The 15,482-nt window shown below is 59.5% G+C and carries 13 protein-coding genes and 1 tRNA gene; all 14 read left to right on the forward strand.

Annotated features, from left to right (window positions below; genetic code table 11):
• Positions 1-105, forward strand: a 105-nt coding sequence (locus ACYVD0_RS11090; RefSeq protein ID WP_460426748.1) for an EF-Tu C-terminal domain-related protein, incomplete at its 5' end; no start/stop codon positions are given.
• 54 nt (positions 106-159) lie between these two features.
• Positions 160-235: transfer RNA gene (locus ACYVD0_RS11095), tRNA-Trp, on the forward strand.
• Positions 236-278: 43 nt separating this feature from the next.
• Positions 279-647 carry a preprotein translocase subunit SecE gene (gene secE, locus ACYVD0_RS11100; RefSeq protein WP_460426871.1) on the forward strand — a complete coding sequence of 123 codons (369 nt, stop codon included), beginning with the start codon at positions 279-281 and terminating at the stop codon, positions 645-647.
• A gap of 10 nt (positions 648-657) precedes the next feature.
• Complete coding sequence (gene nusG / locus ACYVD0_RS11105; protein ID WP_460426872.1) at positions 658-1,191, forward strand: transcription termination/antitermination protein NusG; 534 nt, start codon at positions 658-660, stop codon at positions 1,189-1,191.
• 116 nt (positions 1,192-1,307) lie between these two features.
• The gene (rplK, locus tag ACYVD0_RS11110) at positions 1,308-1,739 is read left to right on the forward strand and encodes a 50S ribosomal protein L11 (protein ID WP_460426873.1); all 432 of its coding nucleotides are present in this window, start codon (positions 1,308-1,310) and stop codon (positions 1,737-1,739) included.
• Positions 1,740-2,435: a 50S ribosomal protein L1 gene (rplA, locus tag ACYVD0_RS11115; protein WP_460426874.1), complete on the forward strand. Its 696-nt coding sequence runs from the start codon at positions 1,740-1,742 to the stop codon at positions 2,433-2,435.
• Between the two features lie 195 nt (positions 2,436-2,630).
• Positions 2,631-3,131 (forward strand): 50S ribosomal protein L10, encoded by a 501-nt coding sequence (gene rplJ, locus ACYVD0_RS11120; protein ID WP_460426875.1) that lies wholly within the window; start codon positions 2,631-2,633, stop codon positions 3,129-3,131.
• A gap of 81 nt (positions 3,132-3,212) precedes the next feature.
• Entirely contained in the window at positions 3,213-3,581 is a 369-nt protein-coding gene (rplL, locus tag ACYVD0_RS11125) for a ribosomal protein bL12 (protein ID WP_460426876.1), read from the forward strand.
• 214 nt (positions 3,582-3,795) lie between these two features.
• Entirely contained in the window at positions 3,796-7,872 is a 4,077-nt protein-coding gene (gene rpoB, locus ACYVD0_RS11130; protein ID WP_460426877.1) for a DNA-directed RNA polymerase subunit beta, read from the forward strand.
• 65 nt (positions 7,873-7,937) lie between these two features.
• Positions 7,938-12,137 carry a DNA-directed RNA polymerase subunit beta' gene (gene rpoC, locus ACYVD0_RS11135; RefSeq protein WP_460426878.1) on the forward strand — a complete coding sequence of 1,400 codons (4,200 nt, stop codon included), beginning with the start codon at positions 7,938-7,940 and terminating at the stop codon, positions 12,135-12,137.
• A gap of 138 nt (positions 12,138-12,275) precedes the next feature.
• Positions 12,276-12,647 (forward strand): 30S ribosomal protein S12, encoded by a 372-nt coding sequence (rpsL, locus tag ACYVD0_RS11140; RefSeq protein ID WP_349572574.1) that lies wholly within the window; start codon positions 12,276-12,278, stop codon positions 12,645-12,647.
• A gap of 97 nt (positions 12,648-12,744) precedes the next feature.
• Positions 12,745-13,215 carry a 30S ribosomal protein S7 gene (rpsG, locus tag ACYVD0_RS11145; protein WP_460426879.1) on the forward strand — a complete coding sequence of 157 codons (471 nt, stop codon included), beginning with the start codon at positions 12,745-12,747 and terminating at the stop codon, positions 13,213-13,215.
• 29 nt (positions 13,216-13,244) lie between these two features.
• Positions 13,245-15,347 carry an elongation factor G gene (gene fusA, locus ACYVD0_RS11150; protein ID WP_460426880.1) on the forward strand — a complete coding sequence of 701 codons (2,103 nt, stop codon included), beginning with the start codon at positions 13,245-13,247 and terminating at the stop codon, positions 15,345-15,347.
• 30 nt (positions 15,348-15,377) lie between these two features.
• A partial coding sequence (locus ACYVD0_RS11155; RefSeq protein WP_043238044.1) for a GTP-binding protein occupies positions 15,378-15,482 on the forward strand: 105 nt, incomplete at its 3' end.

A 15,482-nucleotide genomic window follows, 5' to 3' on the forward strand; every position in this document is an offset into this window, starting at 1 on the left:
GTCACCCTGATCGCTCCGATCGCCATGGAAGACGGTCTGCGCTTCGCCATTCGCGAAGGCGGTCGTACCGTTGGCGCCGGCGTGGTTGCCAAAGTCATCGAGTAGATGGTTGATCTGTGCTCTTGAGGCTGGCATAATAGTCGGCCTTATCAGTGTTTTAGGCCAGTAGCTCAATTGGCAGAGCGGCGGTCTCCAAAACCGCAGGTTGGGGGTTCGATTCCCTCCTGGCCTGCCAGATTCCAAAGTGGTTTCTGGCTTTTCTTTATAGGATTTCTCGGATGAACGCCAAGGCTGAAGCTAAAGAGTCTCGCTTTGATCTAGTGAAGTGGCTCGTGGTGGTGGCCTTGGTCGCAGTGGGTGTGGTTGGTAATCAGCTATACTCCGATGAGTCGATTCTGTATCGCGTCGTTGCGTTGCTGGTTTTGGCTTTCGTCGCGGCTTTCGTCGCGCTGCAAACCAGTAAGGGGCAGGCTTTTTTCTCTTTAGTGAAAGAGGCGCGTGCCGAAATTCGCAAGGTTGTCTGGCCGACCCGTCAAGAGACAACGCAGACCACGTTGATCGTGGTGGCTGTGGTTCTGGTGATGGCGTTGCTGTTGTGGGGGCTCGATTCTCTGCTCGGCTGGCTGGTCTCCATGGTCGTTGGTTAAGGGTGCATTCGTGGCTAAGCGTTGGTACGTCGTTCATGCCTATTCGGGCTACGAAAAGCATGTCATGCGCTCGCTGATTGAACGAGTCAAGCTTGCTGGGATGGAAGAGCAGTTCGGCGAGATTCTGGTTCCCACTGAGGAAGTGGTGGAAATGCGGAACGGCCAGAAGCGGAAGAGCGAACGGAAGTTCTTCCCAGGCTATGTGCTGGTACAAATGGAAATGAACGAGGCGACGTGGCACCTGATCAAGGATACGCCTCGTGTCATGGGCTTTATTGGTGGTACTGCCGACAAGCCTGCTCCAATTACCGACAAAGAGGCTGAAGCTATTCTGCGTCGTGTGGCTGACAGCGGCGATCGGCCAAAGCCGAAGACCCTGTTCGAGCCGGGCGAAGTTGTCCGTGTCATCGACGGTCCTTTTGCCGATTTCAATGGGGTCGTGGAAGAAGTCAACTACGAAAAGAGTCGCATCCAGGTGGCGGTGCTCATCTTCGGTCGCTCCACGCCTGTGGAACTGGAGTTCAGCCAAGTCGAAAAGGCGTAGATGAAGAAAACGTCCCCACCCCGCAGTCGCAGGCTGCGGGGTTTTGTCGTCACTGGGATAATCGCGAAAGTAACAGGGGAGCCTCAGGGCGATTGAACCCGTAACTGGAGTTTTGCATGGCTAAGAAGATTCAAGCTTATATCAAGCTGCAAGTGAAGGCAGGTCAAGCCAACCCCTCACCGCCGGTCGGTCCGGCCTTGGGGCAGCATGGTGTGAATATTATGGAGTTCTGCAAGGCGTTCAACGCCAAGACCCAAGGCATGGAGCTTGGTCTGCCGACTCCAGTGATCATTACTGTCTACAGTGACCGCAGCTTCACCTTCGAGACCAAAAGCACCCCGGCATCCGTCCTGCTGAAGAAGGCGGCCGGCATTACTGGTGGCTCTTCTCGCCCGAATACCCAGAAGGTCGGCACAGTGAACCGTGCCCAGCTGGAGGAGATCGCCAAGGCCAAGCAGGCCGATCTGACTGCTGCTGACCTGGAAGCTGCTGTGCGTACCATCGCTGGTTCCGCGCGCAGTATGGGCCTGAACGTGGAGGGTGTGTAAATGGCTAAGCTGACCAAGCGCCAGAAGGCGATTGCTGCAAAGGTAGAGGCAGGCAAGCAATACGGCTTCGAAGAGGCCGCCGTTCTGCTGGCAGAGCTGTCCACCATCAAGTTCAAAGAGTCCGTCGACGTCGCCATCAATCTGGGTGTTGATCCGCGTAAATCCGACCAAGTCGTGCGCGGTGCTACCGTGCTGCCGAACGGTATCGGCAAGAGCGTTCGCGTTGCCGTGTTCACGCAGGGGCCCGCCGCCGAAGCCGCCTTGGCCGCTGGTGCCGATAAAGTAGGTATGGATGAGCTGGCTGCCGAAATGAAGGGTGGCGATCTGAACTATGACGTAGTGATCGCCTCCCCAGACGCGATGCGCGTCGTCGGTCAGTTGGGTCAGATTCTCGGTCCGCGGGGGCTCATGCCGAACCCGAAAGTGGGTACCGTGACCCCTGACGTAGCCACTGCTGTGAAGAACGCCAAGGCTGGTCAGGTGCGTTTCCGCACCGACAAGAACGGCATCATTCATGCCTCCGTAGGCAAGGTCGATTTCGAGTCGATCAAGCTGAAGCAGAACGTCGAAGCCCTGCTGAGCGATCTGAAGCGCCTGAAGCCATCCACCTCCAAGGGTGTCTACGTCAAGCGCGTGACTCTCAGCACGACCATGGGGCCGGGGCTGGTCATCGATCAGGCTTCCCTGGAAGCCTAATGCATGGGGTGTGACGGGCTAGTCCGTCACGCCGATTATTGGGGTCCCTGCCTGGCGGGGGCTATCCAAGACCGTAGGCGGCGTAAGTCTTAAACCCTCAGCCTACGCAGATGGTGCTCCCGATTCGTACCGAATCAGACACCAAAGCGCCGTCCGGCTCTGCTGGACGAAACGGTAACATCCAGGAGTAAACCCGTGGCAATCAAGCTCGAAGACAAGAAGGCCATCGTCGCTGAAGTCAACGAGGCTGCCAAGGCTGCCCTGTCCGCTGTCGTGGCCGATGCCCGTGGCGTGACTGTCGGTGCCATGACCGGACTCCGTAAAGAGGCCCGCGAGGCTGGTGTGTACGTGCGAGTCGTGCGTAATACCCTGGCCCGCCGCGCTGTCGCAGGCACTCAGTTCGAGATCCTGAACGACGCGTTCAAAGGCCCGACCCTGATCGCTTTCTCCAATGAACATCCGGGCGCTGCAGCCCGTATCTTCAAGGACTTTGCCAAGGGTCAGGACAAGTTCGAGATCAAGGCTGCTGCATTCGAGGGGCAGTTCCTTGCAGCCAACCAGATCGACGTGCTGGCTACCCTGCCGACCTACAACGAGGCCGTTGCACAGCTGATGAGCGTGATCCAAGGCGCTACCAGCAAGCTGGCTCGTACCCTGGCGGCAATTCGCGACCAGAAAGAAGGTGTGGCTGCCTGATCGGCACCCAACTTCTTTCGATCTCATATTCAATTTTGATGGCCGCCTGAAGGCCGTCTATCCCTAACAGGAATTAGAGTCATGGCTCTGACCAACGAAGATATCATCAACGCCGTATCCGAAATGTCCGTCATGCAGATCGTCGAACTGATCAAGGCGATGGAAGAGAAGTTCGGCGTGACTGCTGCTGCTGCCGTGGCTGCCGGCCCGGCTGCCGCTGCTCCGGTTGCTGAGGAGCAGACCGAGTTCACCATCGTTCTGACCGAGACCGGAGACAAGAAGGTGAACGTGATCAAGGTCGTCCGCGAACTGACTGGTCTGGGCCTGAAAGAAGCCAAGGCAGTCGTCGATGGCGCCCCGGGCGTGGTCAAGGAAGGCGTTTCCAAGGAAGAGGCCGAGGCTGCCAAGAAATCCCTGGAAGAAGCTGGCGCGAAAGTCGAGCTCAAGTAAGCAACGATCTTGCGTCAACGGCCTCCGCGCTTCGCGCAAGGCTGATGGCTGGTGGCTGGAGCCACCGGCCTTTTTCCGTTATGGGGTGGCTTGCCTGTCTGCCGCCATCCATGACCTACCACCTCAGGGGTGGCGCAGGCAATGAGCCTGCACGATTTCTGGCAGCTCCCTTCGGAGAGGCCAAACAAGCAGGTGACCAAGCTGGGGAACGCTGATGGCTTACTCATACACTGAGAAAAAACGTATCCGCAAGGACTTTAGCAAGTTGCCGGACGTCATGGATGTGCCTTATCTCCTGGCTATCCAGTTGGATTCCTATCGCGAATTCCTGCAGGCCGGTACGGGCAAGGACAGGCTCCGCGACGTTGGCTTGCATGCAGCCTTCAAATCCGTTTTCCCGATCATCAGCTATTCCGGCAATGCTGCACTGGAATACGTTGGCTACCGTCTGGGCGAGCCGGCCTTCGACGTCAAGGAGTGCGTGCTGCGGGGCGTGACCTTCGCTGTACCGCTGCGCGTCAAGGTGCGCCTGATTATTTTCGACAAGGAGTCCTCGAACAAAGCGATCAAGGACATCAAGGAGCAGGAGGTCTACATGGGGGAAATCCCCCTGATGACCGAGAACGGCACCTTTATCGTCAACGGTACTGAGCGCGTGATCGTTTCCCAGCTGCACCGCTCCCCGGGTGTGTTCTTTGATCACGACCGCGGCAAGACCCACAGCTCCGGCAAGCTGCTGTACTCCGCACGGATCATCCCCTACCGTGGCTCCTGGCTCGACTTCGAGTTCGATCCGAAGGATGCCGTGTTCGTCCGTATCGACCGTCGCCGCAAACTGCCGGCCTCGGTGCTGCTGCGTGCGCTGGGATACACCACCGAAGAAGTGCTGGATATCTTCTACGACACCAATGTGTTCCATGTGACGGAGCATGGTCTCAGTCTGGAACTGGTGCCGCAGCGTCTACGTGGTGAAATCGCCGCCTTCGACATCAAGGATGCCTCCGGCAAGGTCATCGTCGAGCAGGGACGACGCATTACTGCCCGTCATATCAATCAGCTGGAAAAGGCTGGCATCAAGGAGCTGGATGTCCCGCTGGAATACGTTACCGGGCGGACCACGGCCAAGGCCATCGTACACCCGTCCACCGGTGAGATCATCGCCGAGTGCAACGGCGAGCTGACCCCCGAGCTGCTGGTGAAGATCGCCAAGTCTCAGGTCGTGCGCATCGAGACCCTCTACACTAACGACATCGACTGCGGTCCGTTCATCTCCGATACCCTGAAGATCGACTCAACCACCAATCAGCTGGAAGCGCTGGTCGAGATCTACCGCATGATGCGTCCGGGCGAGCCACCGACCAAGGATGCCGCCGAGACCCTGTTCAACAACTTGTTCTTCAGTGCCGAGCGTTACGATCTATCCGCGGTTGGCCGCATGAAGTTCAATCGCCGCATCGGTCGCGAAGAGATCGAGGGGCCGGGCGTGCTGAGCCGCGAGGATATTGTCGACGTGCTCAAGACCTTGGTCGATATCCGCAACGGTAAGGGTATTGTCGATGACATCGACCACTTGGGTAACCGTCGTGTGCGCTGTGTTGGTGAAATGGCTGAGAACCAGTTCCGCGTCGGTCTGGTCCGCGTCGAGCGTGCGGTCAAGGAGCGCCTGTCGATGGCAGAGAGCGAGGGCCTGATGCCGCAGGACCTGATCAATGCCAAGCCGGTGGCTGCCGCGGTCAAAGAGTTCTTCGGTTCCAGCCAGCTGTCGCAGTTCATGGACCAGAACAATCCGCTGTCGGAGATCACCCACAAGCGCCGTGTTTCTGCTCTCGGCCCGGGCGGCCTGACCCGCGAGCGCGCCGGCTTCGAAGTGCGCGACGTGCACCCGACCCACTATGGCCGTGTGTGCCCGATCGAAACGCCTGAAGGTCCGAACATCGGTCTGATCAACTCCCTGGCGGCCTACGCCCGCACCAATCAGTATGGCTTCCTGGAAAGCCCGTACCGTGTGGTCAAGGAAGGGCAGGTGACCGAGCAGATTGTGTTCCTTTCCGCCATCGAGGAAGCCGATCATGTGATCGCCCAGGCCTCGGCGACTCTGGATGAGAACGGTCGCTTGATTGATGAACTGGTGGCTGTCCGCCATCTGAACGAATTCACCGTCAAGGCGCCGGAAGACGTCACTCTGATGGACGTCTCGCCGCGTCAGGTGGTGTCCGTTGCGGCTTCGCTGATTCCGTTCCTCGAGCACGACGACGCCAACCGTGCGCTCATGGGCTCGAACATGCAGCGTCAGGCTGTGCCGACCCTGCGTGCCGACAAGCCACTGGTGGGTACCGGGATGGAGCGCAACGTGGCGCGTGACTCGGGCGTCTGCGTGGTGGCTCGCCGTGGCGGGGTGATCGACTCGGTCGACGCCAGCCGCATCGTGGTGCGCGTCAACAACGATGAGGTCGAGACCGGCGAAGCCGGTGTGGACATCTACAACCTGACCAAGTACACCCGTTCCAACCAGAACACATGTATAAACCAGCGTCCGCTGGTCAGCAAGGGCGACCAGGTTTCGCGCGGCGACATCATGGCCGACGGCCCGTCCACCGACATGGGCGAGCTGGCCTTGGGGCAGAACATGCGCGTGGCATTCATGCCTTGGAACGGCTTCAACTTCGAGGACTCCATCTGCCTGTCCGAGCGTGTGGTTCAGGAAGACCGCTTCACCACCATCCACATCCAGGAACTGACCTGTGTGGCGCGCGACACCAAGCTCGGCCCGGAAGAGATTACTGCGGACATCCCGAACGTCGGTGAGGCCGCGCTGAACAAGCTGGACGAGGCTGGCATCGTCTATGTCGGTGCCGAGGTCATGGCCGGCGACATCTTGGTCGGCAAGGTCACCCCGAAGGGCGAGACTCAGCTGACTCCGGAAGAGAAGTTGCTGCGGGCGATCTTCGGCGAGAAGGCCAGTGACGTGAAGGACACCTCCCTGCGCGTGCCGACCGGCACCAAGGGCACCGTCATCGACGTCCAGGTATTCACCCGTGACGGCGTCGAACGCGACTCCCGCGCTTTGGCTATCGAGAAGATGCAGCTGGACGAAATCCGCAAGGATCTCAACGAGGAGTTCCGCATCGTCGAGGGGGCGACCTTCGAGCGTCTGCGGGCTGCCTTGGTCGGTGCCATGTGCGAAGGCGGGGCTGGCCTGAAGAAGGGCACCGAGATCAGCGATGAGATCCTCGACGGGCTCGAGCATGGCCAGTGGTTCAAGCTGCGCATGGCCGACGACGTGCTCAACGAGCAGTTGGAAAAGGCCCAGGCCTACCTGTCCGATCGCCGTCAGCTACTTGACGACAAGTTCGAGGACAAGAAGCGCAAGCTGCAGCAGGGCGACGACCTTGCGCCAGGCGTGCTGAAAATCGTCAAGGTCTACCTCGCCATCAAGCGCCGCATCCAGCCGGGCGACAAGATGGCCGGCCGTCATGGTAACAAGGGGGTAGTGTCGGTGATCATGCCGGTCGAAGACATGCCCCACGATGCCAATGGCACTCCCGTGGACATCGTCCTCAACCCACTGGGCGTACCGTCGCGGATGAACGTCGGGCAGATCCTCGAAACCCATCTGGGTCTGGCGGCCAAAGGCCTGGGCGAGAAGATCAACCGGATGCTCGAGGAGCAGCGCAAAGTCGCCGAACTGCGCCAGTTCCTTTCCGAGGTGTACAACGAGATCGGTGGGCGCAAGAAGGAAGAACTGGACTCCCTGAGCGATGCGGAGATCGTCGACTTGGCGAACAACCTGCGTGGCGGGGTGCCGATGGCCACCCCGGTGTTCGATGGCGCCAAGGAAAGCGAAATCAAGGCCATGCTGAAGCTGGCCGACCTGCCGGAAAGTGGTCAGATGCGCCTGTTCGATGGCCGGACCGGCAACCCGTTCGAGCGCCCGACCACTGTTGGTTACATGTACATGCTCAAGCTGAACCACTTGGTCGACGACAAAATGCACGCGCGTTCCACCGGCTCCTACAGCCTAGTGACCCAGCAGCCGCTGGGCGGCAAGGCGCAGTTTGGCGGTCAGCGTTTCGGGGAGATGGAGGTATGGGCGCTGGAAGCCTATGGCGCCGCCTATACCCTGCAGGAAATGCTCACCGTGAAGTCGGACGACGTGAATGGTCGTACCAAGATGTACAAGAACATCGTGGACGGCGATCACCGCATGGAGGCCGGCATGCCCGAGTCCTTCAACGTGCTGATCAAGGAAATCCGCTCGCTCGGTATCGACATCGAACTGGAAACCGAATAACCACGTACCGTCCATGCGGTGCCCGGCGCGAGCCGGCCGCCGCCGGTTCGTGAGGAGGAAAGGCCTTGAAAGACTTGCTGAATCTTTTGAAAAACCAGGGTCAACTCGAAGAGTTCGATGCCATTCGTATCGGTCTGGCCTCGCCCGAGATGATCCGCTCCTGGTCCTTCGGTGAAGTGAAAAAGCCGGAGACTATCAATTACCGTACCTTCAAGCCGGAGCGCGATGGCCTGTTCTGCGCGAAGATCTTTGGCCCGGTGAAGGACTACGAGTGTCTGTGCGGCAAGTACAAGCGCCTGAAGCATCGCGGCGTGATCTGCGAGAAGTGCGGGGTGGAAGTCGCCCTGGCCAAGGTCCGTCGCGAGCGCATGGCACACATCGAGCTGGCTTCGCCGGTCGCCCACATCTGGTTCCTCAAGTCACTGCCGTCCCGCATCGGCCTGCTGCTGGACATGACTCTGCGCGACATTGAGCGCGTGCTCTATTTCGAGAGCTATGTGGTCATCGATCCGGGTATGACCACCTTGGAGAAAGGCCAGCTGCTCAACGACGAACAGTACTTCGAGGCCCTTGAGGAGTTCGGTGACGACTTCGATGCGCGCATGGGCGCCGAGGCGGTCCGCGAACTGCTCAACCAGATCGACCTGGAGCACGAGATCGGTCGCCTGCGTGAGGAGATCCCGCAAACCAACTCGGAAACCAAGATCAAGAAGCTGTCCAAGCGGCTGAAACTGATGGAGGCCTTCCAGGGCTCAGGCAACCTGCCGGAGTGGATGGTGCTGACTGTGCTGCCGGTGCTGCCGCCAGACCTGCGCCCGCTGGTGCCGTTGGACGGTGGCCGCTTCGCCACCTCCGACCTGAATGATCTGTACCGTCGGGTGATCAACCGCAATAACCGCCTGAAGCGCCTGCTCGATCTGGCCGCGCCGGATATCATCGTGCGTAACGAAAAGCGCATGCTACAGGAGGCGGTCGACGCCCTGTTGGATAACGGCCGTCGTGGCCGCGCCATCACCGGCTCCAACAAGCGCCCGCTGAAGTCCCTGGCCGACATGATCAAGGGCAAGCAGGGCCGTTTCCGTCAGAACCTGCTGGGCAAGCGCGTCGACTACTCCGGCCGGTCGGTGATCACCGTGGGTCCAACCCTGCGTCTGCACCAGTGCGGTCTGCCGAAGAAGATGGCGCTGGAGCTGTTCAAGCCGTTCATCTTTGGCAAGTTGGAAACCCGTGGCATGGCCACCACCATCAAGGCTGCCAAGAAGATGGTCGAGCGTGAGCTGCCCGAGGTCTGGGACGTGCTCGCTGAAGTCATCCGCGAACATCCGGTGCTGCTCAACCGTGCTCCGACCCTGCACCGTCTGGGCATTCAGGCGTTCGAGCCGGTACTCATCGAGGGCAAGGCGATCCAGCTGCATCCACTAGTCTGCGCCGCCTATAACGCCGACTTCGATGGCGATCAGATGGCCGTGCATGTCCCGCTGACCCTCGAGGCCCAGCTGGAAGCTCGTGCGCTAATGATGTCGACCAATAACATCCTCTCGCCGGCCAACGGCGAGCCGATCATCGTGCCGTCGCAGGACGTGGTGCTGGGTCTGTACTACATGACCCGCGAAGCGGTGAATGCCAAAGGCGAGGGGCGCGTGTTCGCCGACCTGCAGGAAGTCGACCGCGTGTTCCGTGCCGGCGAGGCGTCGCTCCACGCTCGCGTGAAGGTCCGGATCAACGAGACCGTCAAGCAGAAAGATGGCAGCCTGGTCTACAACACCCGCATCGTCGATACCACCGTCGGCCGTGCGCTGCTGTTCCAGGTCGTCCCGGCCGGTCTGCCGTACGATGTGGTCAATCAGCCGATGAAGAAGAAGGCGATCTCCAAGCTGATCAATCACTGCTATCGTACGGTGGGCCTGAAGGATACCGTCATCTTCGCTGACCAGCTGATGTACACCGGCTTTGCTTTCTCGACCCTGTCGGGCGTCTCCATTGGTGTGAACGACTTCGTCATTCCGGCGGAAAAGGCGCGGATCATCGACGGCGCCACCGAGGAAGTGAAGGAGATCGAAGGCCAGTACGCCACCGGCCTGGTGACCCAGGGCGAGAAGTACAACAAGGTGATTGACCTTTGGTCGAAGGCCAACGACGAAGTGTCTAAGGCGATGATGGCCAACCTCTCTAAAGAGAAGGTCATCGACCGCAATGGCAATGAGGTCGAGCAGGAGTCGTTCAACTCCATGTACATGATGGCGGACTCCGGTGCGCGGGGTTCCGCGGCGCAGATCCGCCAGTTGGCCGGGATGCGGGGTCTGATGGCCAAGCCCGATGGCTCGATCATCGAAACTCCGATTACCGCGAACTTCCGCGAAGGTCTGAACGTACTGCAGTACTTCATCTCCACCCACGGCGCACGCAAGGGTTTGGCGGATACTGCACTGAAGACCGCGAACTCCGGGTACCTGACCCGTCGTCTGGTGGACGTGGCTCAGGACCTGGTCGTGACCGAAGTCGACTGCGGCACCGAGCAGGGCCTGCTGATGACTCCGCATATCGAGGGCGGCGATGTGGTCGAACCACTCGGCGAGCGGGTACTGGGTCGGGTCATCGCCAAGGACGTATTCCGTCCCGGGACCGACGAGGTCATCGTTCCAGCTGGCACCCTGATCGACGAGCAGTGGGTCGAGTTCATCGAGGTGAACACTATCGACGAGGTGGTCGTGCGTTCGCCGATCACCTGCGAGACCCGCTACGGCATCTGCGCCAAGTGCTATGGTCGCGATCTGGCCCGTGGACATCAAGTCAACATCGGCGAGGCGGTCGGCGTCATTGCTGCCCAGTCGATCGGCGAGCCGGGTACCCAGCTGACCATGCGGACCTTCCACATCGGCGGTGCGGCCAGCCGGACTTCGGCAGTGGACAACGTCCAGGTGAAGAACGGTGGGAACATCCGTCTGCACAACCTGAAGCATGTAGAGCGGGCCGACGGTGCGCTGGTCGCGGTGTCCCGCTCCGGGGAGTTGGCCGTGGCCGACGATTTCGGTCGCGAGCGCGAGCGCTACAAGCTGCCCTACGGTGCGGTGATTTCGGTGAAGGAGGCCGACAAGGTCGATCCGGGCGCCATCGTTGCCAAGTGGGACCCGCATACCCACCCGATCGTGACCGAAATGAAGGGTACTGTGACCTTCGTCGGCATGGAGGAGGGCATCACCATCAAGCGCCAGACCGACGAGCTGACCGGTCTGACCAACATCGAGGTGATGGATCCGAAGGACCGCCCGGCCGCCGGCAAAGACATCCGTCCGGCCGTGAAGCTGGTCGACGCCAATGGCAAGGAGCTGCTGCTGCCGGGCACCGACGTGCCGGCCCAGTACTTCCTGCCGGCCAACGCCCTGGTGGGTGTGGCCGACGGCGCCGAAGTGGGAGTCGGTGATGTGATCGCCCGTATCCCGCAGGAGACTTCGAAGACCCGCGACATCACCGGTGGTCTGCCGCGCGTGGCCGACCTGTTCGAGGCGCGGCGTCCGAAAGAGCCGTCGATCCTCGCGGAAATCAGCGGTACTATCAGCTTCGGCAAGGAAACCAAGGGCAAGCGCCGTCTGGTCATCACACCGACCGATGGCAGCGATCCATACGAGGAGCTGATTCCGAAGTGGCGTCACCTTAACGTCTTCGAAGGCGAACAGGTGAACCGCGGCGAGGTGATCTCCGACGGTCCGAGCAATCCGCATGACATTTTGCGCTTGCTAGGTGTCAGCGCGCTGGCCAAGTACATCGTCAACGAGATTCAAGACGTGTATCGCCTACAGGGCGTGAAGATCAACGACAAGCACATCGAGACCATTCTTCGGCAGATGCTGCGCAAGGTAGAGGTCACTGAGTCGGGCGATTCCAGCTTCATCAAGGGCGACCAGATGGAGCTGACCCAGGTGCTCGAGGAAAACGAGCACTTGGCGACCGAGGACCGCTTCCTGGCGAAGTACGAGCGCATCCTGCTGGGCATCACCAAGGCATCGTTGTCGACCGAGTCGTTCATCTCCGCAGCCTCCTTCCAGGAGACCACTCGCGTGCTCACCGAGGCCGCGGTTACCGGCAAGCGCGACTATCTGCGCGGCCTGAAGGAGAACGTCGTGGTGGGACGGCTGATTCCCGCCGGTACCGGTCTGGCCTATCACAGCGAGCGCAAGCGCAAGCGCGATGCCGAGAAGCCGGTGCGGGTGAGTGCGGAGGAGGTCGAGGCAGCACTGACCGAAGCTCTCAACATCAGCGGCAACTGATCAAACATCGCCCGGCTGTGCAGCCGGGCCTTGCTTGACTGGGGCTGGGAGTCTCTTTAGACTAACGGACCCTAAATTTGGCAGGGCGAATTGCTCTGCCATTTTGTTTATGTCGAAAGACAACAGTGGAGCTTGTAGATGGCAACTATCAACCAGTTGGTGCGTCAGCCGCGCAAGCGCCTCGTCGACAAGAGCGACGTGCCTGCGCTGCAGAACTGCCCCCAGCGCCGTGGCGTGTGCACTCGTGTGTACACCACCACGCCGAAAAAACCGAACTCGGCACTGCGTAAGGTCTGCCGTGTCCGCCTGACCAACGGTTATGAAGTCACTTCCTATATCGGTGGTGAGGGTCACAACCTGCAGGAGCACAGTGTCGTACTGATTCGTGGTGGTCGCGTCAAGGACCTTCCGGGCGTGCGTTACCATACCGTGCGCGGCTCGCTGGACACCTCCGGCGTGAAAGACCGCAAGCAGGGTCGCTCCAAGTACGGCGCCAAGCGTCCCAAATAATCCGATTTTCTATTTGCCGAGTCGATAAGAGTAAGGTCGGGCGTGGCTGGGTGACTACCGTTCCGAACTAACCTGAAGACCGTTTGAGGGCTTATCAATGCCAAGACGTCGTGTAGCAGCCAAGCGTGAAATTCTGGATGATCCGAAGTACGGAAGCCAGATCCTTGCCAAGTTCATGAACCATGTGATGGAAAGCGGCAAGAAGGCGGTTGCCGAGCGCATCGTTTACGGCGCGCTGGATACCGTCAAATCCCGCAAGAGCAGCGACCCCCTGGAAATCTTCGAAAAAGCACTCGACGCCATCGCTCCGCTGGTCGAAGTGAAGTCCCGCCGTGTGGGTGGTGCAACTTACCAGGTTCCGGTCGAGGTTCGTCCGTCGCGTCGCAATGCACTGGCCATGCGCTGGCTGGTGGACTCCGCGCGCAAGCGTGGCGAGAAATCCATGGCTTTGCGTCTCGCTGGCGAATTGCTCGATGCCTCCGAGGGCAAGGGCGCCGCTGTGAAGAAGCGTGAAGATGTGCATCGCATGGCCGAGGCGAACAAGGCGTTCTCGCACTATCGTTTCTGAATTCAGCCTCAATCTACGAGGACCTCATCGTGGCCCGTACAACCCCTATCAATCGCTACCGTAATATCGGTATCTGTGCCCACGTAGACGCAGGCAAAACGACGACTACGGAGCGGATCCTGTTCTACACAGGCGTCAACCACAAGATGGGCGAGGTGCATGATGGCGCAGCCACCATGGACTGGATGGTGCAGGAGCAGGAGCGCGGTATCACCATTACCTCTGCTGCGACCACCGCCTTCTGGCAGGGCTCGACCAAACAGTACGACAACTATCGTGTAAACATCATCGATACCCCCGGCCACGTGGATTTTACCATCGAGGTGGAGCGTTCGCTGCGCGTGCTGGACGGGGCTGTGGTGGTGTTCTGTGGTACCTCCGGTGTCGAGCCGCAGTCCGAGACCGTATGGCGTCAGGCCAACAAGTACGGTGTGCCGCGTATCGTCTACGTGAACAAGATGGACCGTGCTGGTGCCAACTTCCTGCGCGTCGTCGAGCAAATCAAGAAGCGTCTGGGCCACACTCCGGTCCCGGTGCAGTTGGCTATCGGTGCGGAAGAGAACTTCCAGGGTCAGATCGATCTTCTCAAGATGAAAGCGATTTACTGGAACGAAGACGATCAGGGTTTGACCTATCGCGAGGAAGAAATTCCGGCGGAGTTGCAAGAGCTTGCCGAGGAGTATCGCTCCAACATGGTAGAGGCTGCTGCCGAAGCCACCGAAGAGCTGATGAACAAGTACCTTGAAGGTGGCGAGCTGTCGATCGAAGAGATCAAGGCTGGGCTGCGTCAGCGTACCATCGCGTGCGAAATCGTCCCGGCTGTATGCGGTTCCTCTTTCAAGAACAAGGGTGTTCCGCTGGTTCTCGACGCCGTTATCGAATTTCTCCCGGCTCCGACCGAGATCCCTGCGATCAAGGGCGTGCATCCGGATAACGAGGAAATCGTCGACGAGCGTCATGCCGATGATGGAGAGCCGTTCTCGGCGCTGGCGTTCAAGATCGCTACCGACCCGTTTGTGGGTACCTTGACATTCGCTCGCGTGTACTCGGGTGTTCTCAGCTCTGGCGACTCGGTTATCAACTCGGTCAAGGGCAAGAAAGAGCGTGTGGGACGTATGGTGCAAATGCATGCCAACACTCGCGAAGAGATCAAGGAAGTGCGCGCTGGTGACATCGCGGCACTGATCGGTATGAAGGACGTCACCACTGGTGACACCCTGTGCTCAATCGAGAAGCCGATCATCCTTGAGCGTATGGACTTCCCGGAGCCGGTAATCTCCGTGGCGGTCGAGCCGAAGACCAAGGCTGACCAGGAAAAGATGGGTATCGCCCTTGGCAAGTTGGCGCAGGAAGACCCGTCTTTCCGCGTCAAAACTGACGAGGAAAGTGGCCAGACCATCATTTCCGGTATGGGTGAGTTGCACCTGGACATTCTGGTCGACCGCATGAGGCGCGAGTTCGGTGTCGAGGCCAACATCGGCAAGCCTCAGGTGGCTTATCGCGAGACCATTCGCAACAAGTGCGAAATCGAAGGCAAGTTCGTGCGTCAGTCCGGTGGTCGTGGCCAGTTCGGTCATTGCTGGATCCGTTTCGAGCCGGCTGACGAGGGTCAGGAAGGGTTGCTCTTCACTAACGAGGTTGTGGGGGGGGTGATTCCGAAGGAATACATCCCGGCGATCCAGAAGGGTATCGAAGAGCAGATGAAGAACGGTGTGGTTGCGGGTTATCCGCTGCTCGGCCTGAAGGCTGCCGTTTTCGATGGCTCCTACCATGACGTTGACTCCAACGAAATGGCATTCAAGATCGCCGCTTCCATGGCGACCAAACAACTGTCCCAGAAGGGCGGCGCCGTACTGCTTGAGCCGATCATGAAGGTCGAAGTGGTCACTCCGGAAGACTACATGGGTGACGTCATGGGCGACCTGAACCGTCGCCGCGGTCTGATCCAGGGTATGGAGGACACTGTTTCCGGCAAGGTCATCCGCGCCGAAGTCCCACTGGGCGAGATGTTTGGTTACGCTACCGATGTGCGTTCGATGTCCCAGGGACGTGCCAGCTACTCCATGGAATTCTCGAAGTACTCCGAAGCTCCGGCCAATATCGCCGAAGCTATCGTCAAAAAACAAGGTTGATTCAGCCCTTTAAGTAAGAGGTTTACTGTCGTGGCTAAGGAAAAATTCGAACGTAACAAACCGCACGTCAACGTTGGCACCATTGGTCACGTGGACCATGGCAAGACCACTCTGACTGCCGCGCTGACCAAGGTC

It is taken from the genome of Azotobacter armeniacus (assembly GCF_054779355.1).

Bases quoted from the DNA above. Each gene is read 5' to 3' on its own strand.
- secE (WP_460426871.1), top strand. From the start codon at position 279: ATGAACGCCAAGGCTGAAGCTAAAGAGTCTCGCTTTGATCTAGTGAAG.
- rplK (WP_460426873.1), top strand. From the start codon at position 1,308: ATGGCTAAGAAGATTCAAGCTTATATCAAGCTGCAAGTGAAGGCAGGT.
- rplA (WP_460426874.1), top strand. From the start codon at position 1,740: ATGGCTAAGCTGACCAAGCGCCAGAAGGCGATTGCTGCAAAGGTAGAG.
- rplL (WP_460426876.1), top strand. From the start codon at position 3,213: ATGGCTCTGACCAACGAAGATATCATCAACGCCGTATCCGAAATGTCC.
- rpoB (WP_460426877.1), top strand. From the start codon at position 3,796: ATGGCTTACTCATACACTGAGAAAAAACGTATCCGCAAGGACTTTAGC.
- rpsL (WP_349572574.1), top strand. From the start codon at position 12,276: ATGGCAACTATCAACCAGTTGGTGCGTCAGCCGCGCAAGCGCCTCGTC.
- rpsG (WP_460426879.1), top strand. From the start codon at position 12,745: ATGCCAAGACGTCGTGTAGCAGCCAAGCGTGAAATTCTGGATGATCCG.